Raw genomic sequence first — 13,028 nt, 5'->3', positions numbered from 1 at the left:
CAGCCAATGGTGATCTGTCACCAGTGGAGTTTGAAAATTCTCAACTAAAGGTGTCCAGTTTTGGTTGACCAGAACAGTCTGCTCATTACTAATACCGTCGGTCATGTTGATGTGGTGTTGGCTACAGTGCAACGTTATGTACTGTAATGATAGCGAAGTTGCGCAATCATTATGGTGTCATCTTGCTGTTTATAAACTAGCCGATGCTCATCATTAATGCGGCGTGACCAATAACCGGATAAACCATGTTTTAACGGCTCGGGTTTACCAATACCTTCATTGGGAGAACGTTGTATATCTTTGATCAGTAAGTTTATCCGTTTAAGTATTTTTTTGTCTGTGGCTTGCCAAAATAAATACTCATCCCAAGCTTGGGTTGAAAAGGTTAATTTCATTCGAGCAATTCTCGTTCAATCCCTTTGCCAGATTCTAGCTCTGCGATTGATTCCAGTAATTTTCTGGCGTTGGCTGGTGATCTAAGTAGATATGTTGTTTCTTGCATTGCGTTATAGTCTTCTAAAGAGATCATAACGACAGGCGCTTCATTTTTACGAGTGATAATAATCGGGGCATGATCATTACAAACATGCTCCATTGTACTGGCTAAATTTGCACGAGCTGCAGTATAGCTGATAGCATCCATTTTAACTCCAATAATCCGTACGGTTTTCAGTACATGGTAGTTTAATTGTACAGGGTGATCAATTCAATGTGGTTTTTAGTAAAATTATTTCTGGTACCAACTTAACCCTTAAAGTCTTGAGGTCGCTTTTATGTAATTTTTCAGGCTTATAATATTGTATTAATCTATTGAAGTTAATGTCTTAAAGTTAAGTGTAAGATGGCATTAAATGAGTGCAGGTGTTGGTGGAGTGACTAATTTGGCATCGTTATCAGCTGTTTCTACCCAGGGCAAACGCATGAATATTTTTTGAGCGTTTAGTGGTGTTTTCTTAGACGAATATCTGCCGCAAGGATGCGGCAGTTAAGCCATCAGGGATGATTTCACGGCGTTTCGTATAAGAAAATTCCACTTTGTTCGCTTGGTTGATTGCATTTTGTACACTCATGCGCTCGCCCTGTGTTTCTACCCCGACAAAAAAAGCCGGCTAAGCCGGCTTTAGTCAGTTAAATAACTTGTTTAGCTTTAGAATTCAGCTGTTTTAGGCGCGCGCGGGAAGGGGATCACGTCACGTACGTTACCCATACCAGTGACGTAAGCCACTAAACGCTCAAAGCCTAAACCAAAGCCTGCGTGAGGCACAGTGCCGTAACGGCGTAAGTCGCGGTAGAAACCGTAATCTTCTTTGTCTAAGCCCATTTCTTCCATACGCGCATCCAATGCGGCAAGGTTTTCTTCACGTTGGCTACCGCCAATGATTTCACCTATGCCTGGCGCTAGTACGTCCATGGCGGCAACGGTTTTACCGTCTGCATTTAGCTTCATGTAGAAGGCCTTAATGTCTTTCGGGTAGTTTTGCATGATCACAGGGCCGCCAACATGCTCTTCAGCTAAGTAGCGCTCGTGCTCAGATTGTAAGTCCACGCCCCATTCCACTGGGTAATCAAATTTCTTACCGCAGTTTTTCAAAATTTCGATGGCATCGGTGTAGTCCATGCGTACAAATTCAGAGTTAACCATTTGCTCTAAACGATTAACCGCATCTTTATCAACGCGCTCAGCAAAGAACTTCATGTCGTCAGCGCGTTCTGTTAGCACCGCTTTAAACACGTACTTTAGTAAGTCTTCAGATAGTTGCGCGGCATCAGCCAGATCGGCAAATGCAATTTCCGGCTCGATCATCCAAAACTCAGCTAGGTGACGGCTAGTGTTTGAGTTTTCAGCGCGGAACGTTGGGCCAAAGGTGTAAATTTTGCTTAAGGCACACGCATAAGTTTCGCCGTTTAGCTGACCAGAAACAGTTAAAAAGGTTTCTTTACCAAAGAAGTCTTCTTTGTAGTCAATGTTACCTTCGCCGTCTTTAGGCAGGTTCATCATGTCGAGTGTTGACACGCGAAACATTTCGCCAGCGCCTTCGGTATCGCTGCCGGTGATGATAGGCGTGCTTACCCAGTAGTAACCTTGCTCGTGGAAAAAGCGATGAATTGCTTGTGATAAGCAGTTACGGACACGGGCAACGGCGCCAATCATGTTGGTACGTGGGCGCAGGTGTGCGTGCTCGCGTAAAAATTCAATGCTATGGCGTTTTGCTGCCATTGGGTAAGTGTCCGGATCTTCAACCCAGCCAACCACCACTACTTTGGTCGCTTGAATTTCAAACTGTTGGCCTTTACCTTGGCTTTCAACCACTTCACCTGTTACCTCAACCGAACAGCCGGTGGTTAGGCGTTGCACTTCTTCTTCGTAATTGGCTAAATTGGCAGGAACAACGGCTTGGATGGGATCAAAACAAGAACCATCGTAAACGGCTAAAAATGAAATTCCGGCTTTTGAATCACGACGTGTGCGGATCCAACCTTTAACAGTTACCTGACTTCCAATCGGAAACTGACCTTTAAATACTTCAACTACGGACGCTTGCGTCATTTTAATTAGCACTCCAGCTTAACCTGATAGTGAGCCCTCAGCGCAGCCAAGGTGTCGTCACTATTAATCACAAAATAAGAAAAAGGTTAATCTTACCTTTGCTTAAGCAGGAAACAAGTAAAAATTCGTTTTTGTGCCTTGTGATGAGGACTGTGTGGGAGGGATAACGATAAATTGTGCTAATTTGAGTTACATTTGGGTTTATTGGTTGGGCTATTGTTAGCTTTAGTTAAGGAGAAGCGATGCCGGATAAGTTACCTGAGCGGCGCAGTAAAGGGCTGCAATTAACGACGCTGTTGGGATGGAGCGCATTATTAGCTTGGGTGCTGTTTTTAATTGCCTTGGTGCTATTTCATTACGCTAGGCCCGAATTAGAAACCGGGTTAATCCGGTATTTTCAGCTGCCTTTTCGCAGCGATTGGGTGATTGAGCTAAAAAACCTTTTTCTCTATTTTCTGTGGGCGTGTTGTGGGCTGACTGTGCTGAATGTCATCGTTAACCTATTACTGAAGCGCCGTCGCACCGATTATGTTTGGTTTAATAGTTTGCTGTTACTGGTTATTTGTGTCGTCAGCTTACTGTTTCTTTATTTGTAAACTGACGACGGTAGACCAAGTTAACCGCTAACCTGCTCTAAGGCGCTGGCAATGGCGTGAGTGAGTTGGCTAAGCTGCGCGGGCGAAATCACAAATGGTGGCATGATGTAAATTAGTTTGCCAAATGGACGGATCCATACGCCTAATTCGACAAAAATCGCCTGTAATGTTGCCACATCATAAGCTTGATGGGTTTCAACCACACCAATCGCGCCCAGTACTCTGACATCCTTAACCGCGTGAGTGTTGAGCAAAGGCATTAGCTCGCGTTGCAATTGTTGCTCAATCCGTTCAACGTTTCCTTGCCAATCATTTTCAACTAATAATTGTAAGCTGGCGTGTGCGACGGCGCAGGCCAATGGATTAGCCATAAAAGTGGGGCCATGCATAAACACGCCAGCTTTGCCGCTGCACACGGTATCTGCCACTTTATTGGTTGTTAGCGTGGCGGCTAAACTCATGTAGCCGCCCGTTAAGGCCTTGCCGACACATAAAATATCTGGCTCGATGTTGGCATGCTCACAAGCAAATAATTTTCCGGTGCGGCCAAAGCCAGTGGCAATTTCATCGGCAATTAATAACAAACCGTATTGATCGGCTAATTGGCGTAGCGTGGTTAAATAGTGAGGATGATAGATACGCATGCCGCCCGCGCCTTGCACTATCGGCTCAATAATAATTGCGGCCATTTCTTGGTGATGCTTTGCTAATAGGGCCTTGATCTCGTCCATTTCAGCTTCGTCCCAGGGCTCGCCAAATCGGGTCTGAGGCGCGGGGGCAAAATAATGCTCTGGCAGAAAATCTTGATACAGCTCGTGCATTGAATTTTTGGGGTCGGTAACGCCCATCGCGCCAAAGGTGTCACCATGGTAACCATTACGCACGGTTAAAAACTTTGCGCGCGGTTGATCTAGGCTGTGCCAATACTGCAATGCCATTTTTAACGCCACTTCAACGGCAACACTGCCAGAGTCACTGATAAATACTTTTTGCAGTGATGGTGGGGTGAGCTCGACTAAGGCTTGGCATAGATCAACGGCGGGCTGGTGGGTAATGCCACCAAACATCACGTGCGCCATTTTGTTGAGTTGAGTTTGCGCGGCTTCATTTAACTCGGGCACATTGTAGCCATGAATGCAGGCCCACCAAGATGACATGCCATCGATTAATTGCTGGCCTGATTCCAACTCTAAACGTACGCCATGCGCGCGGACCACGGGGTAACAAGGCAGTGGGTTGATACTTGATGTATAAGGGTGCCAAATATGTTGTAAATCAAACTCGGTATTAATGCTCATAAAACAACCATTAGTTAACTTGGTGGTGCTGAAAAAGTTGACAGTCTAGCGTTCATCCATACACTAGCCAAATTATTTTAAAGAAACATAACATTGATAGCGGGGCATGAGCATGTCAGTAGAAGTAAGACACAATTGGACAATACAGGAAGTAAACGCACTTTTTGCATTGCCATTTATGGATCTCGTATTTAAAGCGCAAACGGTTCACCGTGCTCACTTTGATCCCAACCAAGTACAAGTTAGTACCTTATTATCAATTAAAACCGGCGCTTGCCCAGAAGATTGTAAATATTGTCCACAAAGTGCCCGCTATGATACCGGCCTAGAAAAAGAGCGCTTACTTGAAGTTGAGAAAGTAATAGAAGAAGCAAAAAAAGCCAAAGCGGCAGGCTCAACCCGTTTTTGTATGGGCGCGGCATGGAAAAACCCGAAAGAGCGCGATTTACCCTACATTGAAGAAATGGTGAAAGGTGTTAAAGCATTAGGACTTGAATCATGTATGACGCTGGGTATGTTAGATCAAAGCCAAGCTAAGCGCCTAGCGGATGCGGGCCTAGATTATTACAATCATAACTTAGACACTTCACCTGAGTATTACGACAAAATTATCACCACGCGCACCTATCAAGACAGACTTGATACCCTAGATCATGTGCGTAATTCTGGCATGAAAGTGTGTAGTGGCGGTATTGTTGGCCTAGGCGAGTCGGCGAATGACAGATCGGGATTATTAGCGCAACTGGCTAACATGCCGAAACACCCAGAAAGTGTGCCTATTAACAAGTTGGTTAAAGTAAAAGGTACGCCACTAGAAAATGTCGACGATTTGGATGAGTTTGAATTTATCCGCACTATCGCAGTGGCGCGTATTATGATGCCGCAATCCCATGTCCGGTTATCGGCGGGACGTGAAAAAATGAACGAGCAAACCCAAGCCTTGTGTTTTATGGCGGGCGCGAACTCTATTTTCTATGGCTGTAAGCTATTAACCACGCCTAACCCTGAAGAAAACAGTGATATGCAGCTGTTTAAAAAATTAGGTATTAACCGCGAAGAATATCACGTGGATCCAACCGTGTCGGAAGCGGAACTACCCCTAGGGCCGATCACCGAAGACACGGATTTATTCTACGACGCGACCGCCCGAGTACGTTAATGGCGTTTGATTTTATCAAGCCCGCCTTGGCTCAGCGTCAAGCTGAGCATTTATATCGCCAATTAACGCCTATTGCTGGCGCGCAAGGGCGCTACCTTGAGGTTGGCGGGCAACGCTATCTTAATTTTTCCAGTAACGATTATTTATCATTGGCAGCCGAGCCTACGCTCATCGCGGCGTGGCAAAGCGGTCTAGCCCAATACGGCTGCGGCAGTGGCGCGAGCGCCTTGGTGACGGGTTATAGCCAAGCCCATGCTGATTTAGAAGCCAAGCTTAAAAGCTGGCTTGGGGTTGACGCGGTGGCCTTGTTTAACTCAGGTTACAGCGCTAACCAAGCTATTTTAAAGCTACTGCTAAGCAAAGATGATTTATTACTGCAAGACAAGCTAAACCATGCCTCGTTAATGGAAGCGGGTAGCTTTTTGCCTTGCCCTATGATGCGGTTTCGCCACAATGATATGGCACATTTAACCTCGCTGTTGACTAAGTCGGGGCAAAACAAGCTGATTGTCTCAGAAGGTGTATTTAGCATGGATGGCGATAGTGCGCCTATTACTGAATTGCTGCAATTACGCAATCAGAGCCAAGCTTGGTTAATGTTGGATGATGCCCACGGCTTTGGCGTTTGTGGCCCAGATGGCACGGGCTCTGCGGCGGCGGCAGGGTTAAAAAACAGCGAACTTGATATTTATATGGCCACCTTTGGCAAAGCGCTAGGGGTTGGCGGCGCAATGATCGCTGGCTCACAGTCTTTGATCGATTACATAGTCAATTTTTCTAAGGCCTATATTTACACCACGGCTATGCCGCCAGCGCAGGCGGTGGCAATTAGTAAAGCCGTTGATTTAGTACAAACTCAGTCTTGGCGTCAACAACAGCTGCAAGACAATATTCAATACTTTAAGCAGTTGGCTGGGCAATATCAGTTGCCATTAATGGCGTCGAATAGCGCGATTCAACCCGTTGTTATTGGCGACAGTCAACGGGCGCTTGAAGTAGCCAATGCGCTACGCCAACAAGGCTTTTATTGCAGTGCGATGCGTCCGCCCACGGTTGCTAAAGGCACCGCGAGGTTGCGCATAACCTTAACTACGGGCCATCAACAGCAAGATATTGCAGACTTATTAGCGAGCTTAAATTCGATTTTGGTGGCGCAGTATGGCTAAACACCATAAGCAGTTATTGGCGAACGCATTTTCAAAAGCGGCGCATTCTTATGATGATGTCGCCGAGTTACAGCGCAATACAGGGCATCAATTATTGGCGCAACTTGCGCCTGTTGTAACACCAAAAAGCTCGCAGTGCGGCGCAGCACCAATCTGGCTCGATCTCGGCTCAGGCACGGGTTATTTTACTCAGTTGCTCAGCGAATCGAGTGCGCAAGTTTATGGGGTGGATATTGCTTTTGGCATGCTCAAGCATGCCAAAGCGCATCGCAACCCAAATATCCATTGGCTCAATGGTGATGCCGAAGCCCTACCAATAGCTAGTAACTCGGTTGATTTAGTATTTTCGACCCTTGCTTTGCAGTGGTGCGATGACTTAAGCCGCGCGATGAAAGAAATACACCGAGTATTAAAGCCCGGCGGCCGCCTAGGGTTTACTACTTTAGTGTCTGGCTCGTTAAATGAGTTAAAGCAAGCTTGGCGAGCAGTGGATGAGCAGCAACATGTTAATGGTTTTTTGCCTCTTAATGCGATTGAAGCAAGCACCCAAGCTGCGCCGTTTTCGCAAGTCGACTTACAAGTGCGTCCTGAAGTGTTGCTCTATGACACGCCGCTAAGGTTACTTAAAGATCTTAAAGGCATCGGTGCTAATTATGTGCAAGCTCAGCGGGCAAGCTCGGGTTTAGGCGGCAAACAAAAATTATTAAAAATGAGCCAAGGCTACGAGGTATTTCGTACTCAAGATGGGTTATATCCTGCCACCTATTATGTTTGCTATGCTGAACTAATTAAGTAAGCAAATTTTTAACCCGTTTCTTACACTTAGCATGATCTTTGTTACGGAGAATTAGTTAGATGAGCCAAGCATTTTTTGTTACCGGTACTGACACTGAAGTTGGAAAAACCTTTATCACGTGCGCCTTGATGCAAAGCTTGCGAGACATGAAGAAAACGGTTATTGGTTACAAACCCATTGCAGCAGGGGCAGAGCTTAGCCATCACGGCTTACTTAACGAAGACGCGTTATTACTGCAACAACACGGGTCATTTGATTTGCCCTATGAAGCTATTAATCCTATTGTATTTGCGCCGCCGATTGCCCCGCATATTGCCGCGCAACAAGCAGGGCAAGTCATCAGCATGGCAAGGGTTGATGCTGGCTTTCAACAGTTAAAAACTCAAGGAGCAGATATTGTGCTGGTGGAAGGTGCGGGCGGTTGGCGTTTACCTCTTGGTGATGGTCAATATTTATCCGACTGGGTCGCGGATAAGCAATTGCCTGTTATCTTAGTGGTTGGGATGAAGTTAGGTTGCCTTAATCACGCCATATTAACGGCAGAAAGCATCATCGCTTGCGGGCTAAAAATTGCCGGTTGGGTCGCCAACAGTCCGGCGTCAGAGCAGGCTTACTTAACTGCAAATATTGATTATTTGCGCCAGCATATTGATGCACCCTATTTCGGGCATATGCCCTTTATGCCGCAAGCGGATGCTTTAGAAGCTGCGCAATGCCTCGATGTGGCGGCAATGTTGTAGGGGGATGATAGAGGCCATATTTGTTTTGTTGGTTTTTTGTTAATTGAGTATTTGCTTTGTAAAATAAATAGCGTAAAAAAACGTAAAGAGTACTTGATATTTTAACTATTAGACATATTATGTCGTTGTTTTCATCCCATCAATGATAGAGCCATTAGGCAGAGGACAGACATGAAACGAATTGCGCTTTTAATACTCACCAACTTAGCGGTCATGCTAGTACTGGGAATTGTGTTACAAATTATTTTTGCTGTGACAGGTATTAACAGTCGCGGTATTGGCGGAATACTCACGTTTGCTTTGGTATTTGGTTTTGGCGGCGCGTTTATTTCTTTAGCGATGTCAAAGATGATTGCCAAGCGCTCTGTCGGCGCAGAAGTGATCACTGAGCCGCGTAATGCTGATGAGCATTGGCTGATGGAACGCGTGGCAGAGCAAGCTAAAAAAGTCGGTATCACCATGCCTGAAGTTGCGGTTTACCAAAGCCCTGACATGAACGCATTTGCTACTGGTATGACGAAGAACTCATCGCTGGTTGCTGTTAGTACTGGTTTAATGCAAAACATGACTCGCGACGAAGTTGAAGCGGTGCTAGCACACGAAATTAGCCACATTGCTAATGGTGACATGGTGACCTTAACCTTAGTGCAAGGTGTGATGAATACCTTTGTTCACTTCTTTGTGTCTATCGTCTCTAACATTATTCAAAATGTGTTGGGTGGCGACGAAGAAGGTGAAGGTGGTTTAGGTTTTATTGCTTCTTTTGCCATCAGCATGGTGCTTTATGCGGTATTTGGCGCAGCGGCCTCTGTTGTTGTTGCTTGGTTTAGCCGTAAACGTGAATTTGCAGCCGATGCTGGCGCAGCAACTCTTGTTGATAAGCAAAAAATGATCAATGCGCTAGAGCGTCTACGCGGTGGCAATCAGCACGAGATGCAAGGCCAATTCGCTGCTTTTGGTATCAATGGCGGCTTTAGCTCACTATTTTCTACTCATCCACCATTAGAAGATCGTATTCAGGCCCTAAAAAACCAGTAATACTCACTCCTTTATTAGGGCTGCCTCGGCAGCCCTTTTTTGTTGCAAATGAGCAAAAAGGAGTCGCTAAAGTATGACTTATCTGTTCATTGTCTAGACAGTCTGGCAAAATATATAAAAAAAAAATAATCCAGCAAGGGATCGCTGTTTACATGACCAAAGCCATGATTTTTTCCACTCGCTTATTGTCGCTCACTTTCTTGATTGGGCTCATCAGTGCGTGTGCACCTCAAAACGAATTACTGCGAGTGGGGGCTGCCCCATGGCCTGGTTTTGAGCCCATCTTCTTAGCTCGTGAAATGGAATATTTAGACACGAGTCTGGTTTCTTTATATGAATTAACCAGTGCCAGTCACGTCGCCCATAGCTTTGAAGCCGGAAAATTAGATGTTGCCTTTTTATCATTAGATGAAGTGCTCACTTTGATCACCCGTGGCAGCAAACTTAAGGTGATAGCTATTGTTGATGAGTCTGTCGGCGGGGATGCGATCATTGGCTTGCCCGGTGTGACGCAAATTAAGCACCTTAAAGGCAAACGCATTGGCTACGAAAATAACGCTGCTGGCTCATTATTACTCGCGGAAGCGTTAAGTCACGCTAATCTAGTTGCTCATGATGTTGAACTGATAGAAGTAAAGCTTGATGAACAGCGTCAAGTTTTTCACCGTAATCAAGTTGATGCGCTAATTACCAGCGAGCCAATTAAGCAAAAGCTACTGGCATTGGGCGGTGTCTCTATTTTTGATAGCGCGCGATTACCGGGACGCATTGTTAACTTAGTGGTGGCTTCAGATAAGGCGATTGAACAACAACAGCCAGCCTTAATTGAACTGTTAAAAAGTTACTATAAGGCAAGAAAGTTTCAAAAAGGTCGACCTCAGAAAGCAATACAGTTAATGGCCATGCGGTTGCAGTTATACACCAGTGAAATGCAAAGTAGCTTACAAGGCGTGAAATTTATCGAGCCTGTTGAGTCTATTTTGCGCTTATCGGGTCAAGCTAAATCTGCGCTAAATACCCAAGCGCAAGATCTTGGTGAGTTAATGGTTTACCGCGGTATGTTAGAGCAAGTACCTGACTTGAGTCAGTTAGTTAATAGTCAGGTATTAGAGCAGGTGATTTATGAATAGTCCGCGTTTATGGTCATTGGCGTCGGTTATTCCCACGCTACTGTTACTGGTTTTTTTAGTGTTGCAAACGGCCTTTATCTTTTTGGACTATCAAACGAAAAGTGAGCGTTTATTATTACAAAGTCGTGAGGAAGTATTAGGTAAGGTAAACAAGTTACAGCAAAGTCTATCAGATGCCTTGATGCGTCATGACAATGCGGTGGCGGAGCGAGAGCTTACCTTGGCGGCGCTAAACGACAATGTATCGCAACTACTTGTGTTAGATGAAAATGCAGAAGTGCTGTTGTCTAACCAAATGAGCTTAAAGTTCATGTTCGCCAGTGCGGTGTTACCTGAGTTTGAGTGGGCCGATTTTTATCAAGCTCGTGATAAAAATCGCTTGCTTTATCAATATGTTGAAGCCGAAAAAAACATATATGTTTATGCACCTCTGCAATTAGCACGTAAAGATCATAGCTTAAAGCGCAATAATACTGGCGCCATCTTTGTTTCTTATTCCCTCGTAAAGCCTTATCAAACGCTATTGGCGAATACAATACAAGACTCGATGAAGAATACTTTGGTTGTGGCAATTGCGCTACTAACCTTAACCATACTGCTGGTTAAAATGATCATTGCACCATTGAACCGCTTGGTTCAAGCCGCACAGCAGCTTAACAATGATAATGATGATGCCTTTCCGCAACTAAAAGAAGGGCAGGGTGAAATTGGTTTGTTACAGCGTGCGTTTATGGCGATGGCTGACAAAATGAAATTAAACTTTGAGCAATTAAGCGCGAGTGAACAGCGTTGGCATTATGCGTTAAGTGGTGCTCGAGATGGTGTGTGGGATTGGAGTATTGAGTCTAATCAAGTGTTTTTTTCGGCTCGTTGGAAGGAAATGCTTGGCTATATTGAAGATGAAATTGGTGATGATATTGAAGAGCTGGAGCAGCGGATCCACCCTGATGACTTAATGGATATGTTTGCTTGTTTGAGGTTACATTTAGCAGGTAAAACCCCATTTTATGAGCATATTCACCGAGTTCAATGTAAAGATGGCGATTTCTGTTGGGTGCTCGACCGAGGCAAGGTAATTGAATGGGCCGAAGACGGTAAACCATCTCGCTTGATTTGTACTCATACGGATATAACTGAATACCGCAAAGCGCAAGATTTAGTGGCGTTTCAAGCCTACCATGATGAGGTTACGCAACTCCCCAATCGACGTAAATTACTTGAACATCTAGCGATTGAAATTAGCCGAACGAAGCAAAGTCAACAATGGGGCTGTTTGCTCTTTATTGATCTTGATAAGTTTAAACAGGTAAATGATGTTCACGGTCATGTTGCAGCAGATACCTTGTTAAGAATGGTGGCCAAGCGTTTATTGCAGATGATGGAAGGTGGCAACATCGTTGCTCGGCTTCTGGGGGATGAGTTTGCTATTGTTTTGCCACAACTGGGTGATGAGCCTGATCGCGTGGCTGAACAAGCCTTAGGTTTCGCTCAGGCGGTACGCAAACGCATTGCTTCTCCTTTCGTGTTGCAAGGGCAGCGTATTAATTTATCTTGCACGATTGGCATCACCTTGTTTCCTGATGGTGAGCAATCGGCAACCGATATTTTGCGCCAAGCGGATATAGCCATGTTTCATGGCAAGGAAGATGGCCGAGATATGATCCACTTCTTCTCTGAAGAAATGGAAAATAGAGTACAGCGTAATCACAATTTGCAGCAAATGTTGCGTTTGGCGCTCGAACAAGATGAGATCAAATTGTTCCTACAGCCTAAAGTCGATCGCAAAGGTAATGTGATGGGGTGTGAAGCGTTATTGCGTTGGTATCAACCACAGCGTGGTTGGATCACTCCGAGTGAGTTTGTGCCTGCTGCTGAAGATTCAGGGCTCATTATTGAATTAGGTAATTGGGTGCTAACACAATCATGCTTAATGTTAAAACATTGGCAACAATCAGGGCTGCCAGAGCAGTTCAAAACCTTGTCAGTCAATGTTAGCCCTAAACAATTCTTACAAGTCGATTTTATTGAGCAGATTAGCCGGATTGTCAAAGAGAGTGAAATTAATCCTAATTTATTGGAACTGGAGATTACTGAAACGATTTTGGTTTCACAGCTGGATGATGCGGTAGAAAAAATTAAAGCGCTACGTGCTCTTGGCATTCGCTTTGCGATTGATGACTTTGGCACTGGCTATTCTTCAATGTCTTATTTAAGTACGTTACCCATTACTGCATTGAAAATAGACCGTTCGTTTGTTGAGCATTTAGAAACTCAGGTGAGCCAGCAAGCCATTGTTGCCGCTATTATTGCGATGGCTGAAAATTTAGGTTTAGAGGTGATAGCAGAAGGTGTTGAAAATGTAGCACAGCTTAACTTTTTGAAAGCTAAGGGGTGTGCATTATTTCAAGGCTACTTGTTTGGCAGGGCGCTATCAGCTGAAGAGTTTAGTCAAAACTTATTGCCCAAAGCTGCGCCTCAGTTTTCCACTGTTGACGCATGAACGAAGAGGGATTGCCAATAGCATAAGTTAATTGGTGGTAAACAGAATTAACTTAGC

12 protein-coding genes are annotated in these 13,028 nt (G+C 44.9%); 8 read left to right on the top strand and 4 right to left on the bottom strand.

Features of this window, described 5'->3' with window-relative positions; genetic code table 11:
• Positions 1–134 precede the first annotated feature (134 nt).
• The 3 genes from Q4519_RS12825 to asnS form a co-directional block, all read right to left on the bottom strand.
• Positions 135–395, bottom strand: a complete 261-nt coding sequence (locus tag Q4519_RS12825) for a Txe/YoeB family addiction module toxin (RefSeq protein WP_303512801.1) — start codon at positions 393–395, stop codon at positions 135–137.
• Positions 392–643 (bottom strand): type II toxin-antitoxin system Phd/YefM family antitoxin, encoded by a 252-nt coding sequence (locus Q4519_RS12820; RefSeq protein WP_303512799.1) that lies wholly within the window; start codon positions 641–643, stop codon positions 392–394. The genes Q4519_RS12825 and Q4519_RS12820 overlap by 4 nt, the downstream gene beginning before the upstream one ends.
• Before the next feature lie 504 nt (positions 644–1,147).
• Positions 1,148–2,548 carry an asparagine--tRNA ligase gene (gene asnS / locus Q4519_RS12815; protein WP_303512796.1) on the bottom strand — a complete coding sequence of 467 codons (1,401 nt, stop codon included), beginning with the start codon at positions 2,546–2,548 and terminating at the stop codon, positions 1,148–1,150.
• 242 nt (positions 2,549–2,790) lie between these two features.
• On the opposite strand from asnS, the gene Q4519_RS12810 reads away from it, so the two are divergent.
• Positions 2,791–3,144: a hypothetical protein gene (locus tag Q4519_RS12810; protein WP_303512791.1), complete on the top strand. Its 354-nt coding sequence runs from the start codon at positions 2,791–2,793 to the stop codon at positions 3,142–3,144.
• 20 nt (positions 3,145–3,164) lie between these two features.
• On the opposite strand, the gene bioA is transcribed toward Q4519_RS12810, so the two are convergent.
• Positions 3,165–4,442 (bottom strand): adenosylmethionine--8-amino-7-oxononanoate transaminase, encoded by a 1,278-nt coding sequence (gene bioA, locus Q4519_RS12805; protein ID WP_303512788.1) that lies wholly within the window; start codon positions 4,440–4,442, stop codon positions 3,165–3,167.
• Between the two features lie 106 nt (positions 4,443–4,548).
• On the opposite strand from bioA, the gene bioB reads away from it, so the two are divergent.
• The 7 genes from bioB (at position 4,549) to Q4519_RS12770 (ending at position 12,971) form a co-directional block, all read left to right on the top strand.
• Positions 4,549–5,601, top strand: coding sequence for a biotin synthase BioB (gene bioB / locus Q4519_RS12800; RefSeq protein ID WP_232800304.1), 1,053 nt, complete (start codon positions 4,549–4,551; stop codon positions 5,599–5,601).
• Complete coding sequence (gene bioF / locus Q4519_RS12795) at positions 5,601–6,767, top strand: 8-amino-7-oxononanoate synthase (RefSeq protein WP_303512785.1); 1,167 nt, start codon at positions 5,601–5,603, stop codon at positions 6,765–6,767. The genes bioB and bioF overlap by 1 nt, the downstream gene beginning before the upstream one ends.
• Positions 6,760–7,563, top strand: coding sequence for a malonyl-ACP O-methyltransferase BioC (bioC, locus tag Q4519_RS12790; RefSeq protein WP_232800306.1), 804 nt, complete (start codon positions 6,760–6,762; stop codon positions 7,561–7,563). Before bioF ends, bioC begins: the two co-directional genes overlap by 8 nt.
• Positions 7,564–7,622: 59 nt before the next feature.
• Positions 7,623–8,303 (top strand): dethiobiotin synthase, encoded by a 681-nt coding sequence (bioD, locus tag Q4519_RS12785; RefSeq protein ID WP_233052934.1) that lies wholly within the window; start codon positions 7,623–7,625, stop codon positions 8,301–8,303.
• 171 nt (positions 8,304–8,474) lie between these two features.
• Complete coding sequence (gene htpX, locus Q4519_RS12780) at positions 8,475–9,341, top strand: protease HtpX (RefSeq protein ID WP_232800308.1); 867 nt, start codon at positions 8,475–8,477, stop codon at positions 9,339–9,341.
• Between the two features lie 152 nt (positions 9,342–9,493).
• The gene (locus tag Q4519_RS12775) at positions 9,494–10,471 is read left to right on the top strand and encodes an ABC transporter substrate-binding protein (protein WP_232800309.1); all 978 of its coding nucleotides are present in this window, start codon (positions 9,494–9,496) and stop codon (positions 10,469–10,471) included.
• On the top strand, positions 10,464–12,971 hold the full coding sequence (locus tag Q4519_RS12770; protein ID WP_303512777.1) for a bifunctional diguanylate cyclase/phosphodiesterase: 2,508 nt from the start codon (positions 10,464–10,466) through the stop codon (positions 12,969–12,971). The genes Q4519_RS12775 and Q4519_RS12770 overlap by 8 nt, the downstream gene beginning before the upstream one ends.
• The last annotated feature ends 57 nt before the right edge of the window (positions 12,972–13,028 follow it).

Origin of the sequence: Motilimonas sp. 1_MG-2023 (assembly GCF_030547455.1) — a bacterium.
In the GTDB taxonomy this organism is placed as follows: Bacteria; Pseudomonadota; Gammaproteobacteria; order Enterobacterales; family CBDFNC01; genus Motilimonas.
The sequence above is the reverse complement of the archived record's forward strand: the minus strand, read 5'-3'. Positions and strand labels throughout refer to the sequence as shown.

Excerpts from the sequence above, each read along its gene's own strand:
- Q4519_RS12825 (WP_303512801.1), bottom strand. The coding sequence starts at position 395 with ATGAAATTAACCTTTTCAACCCAAGCTTGGGATGAGTATTTATTTTGG.
- Q4519_RS12820 (WP_303512799.1), bottom strand. The coding sequence starts at position 643 with ATGGATGCTATCAGCTATACTGCAGCTCGTGCAAATTTAGCCAGTACA.
- asnS (WP_303512796.1), bottom strand. The coding sequence starts at position 2,548 with ATGACGCAAGCGTCCGTAGTTGAAGTATTTAAAGGTCAGTTTCCGATT.
- Q4519_RS12810 (WP_303512791.1), top strand. The coding sequence starts at position 2,791 with ATGCCGGATAAGTTACCTGAGCGGCGCAGTAAAGGGCTGCAATTAACG.
- bioA (WP_303512788.1), bottom strand. The coding sequence starts at position 4,442 with ATGAGCATTAATACCGAGTTTGATTTACAACATATTTGGCACCCTTAT.
- bioB (WP_232800304.1), top strand. The coding sequence starts at position 4,549 with ATGAGCATGTCAGTAGAAGTAAGACACAATTGGACAATACAGGAAGTA.
- bioF (WP_303512785.1), top strand. The coding sequence starts at position 5,601 with ATGGCGTTTGATTTTATCAAGCCCGCCTTGGCTCAGCGTCAAGCTGAG.
- bioC (WP_232800306.1), top strand. The coding sequence starts at position 6,760 with ATGGCTAAACACCATAAGCAGTTATTGGCGAACGCATTTTCAAAAGCG.
- bioD (WP_233052934.1), top strand. The coding sequence starts at position 7,623 with ATGAGCCAAGCATTTTTTGTTACCGGTACTGACACTGAAGTTGGAAAA.
- htpX (WP_232800308.1), top strand. The coding sequence starts at position 8,475 with ATGAAACGAATTGCGCTTTTAATACTCACCAACTTAGCGGTCATGCTA.
- Q4519_RS12775 (WP_232800309.1), top strand. The coding sequence starts at position 9,494 with ATGACCAAAGCCATGATTTTTTCCACTCGCTTATTGTCGCTCACTTTC.
- Q4519_RS12770 (WP_303512777.1), top strand. The coding sequence starts at position 10,464 with ATGAATAGTCCGCGTTTATGGTCATTGGCGTCGGTTATTCCCACGCTA.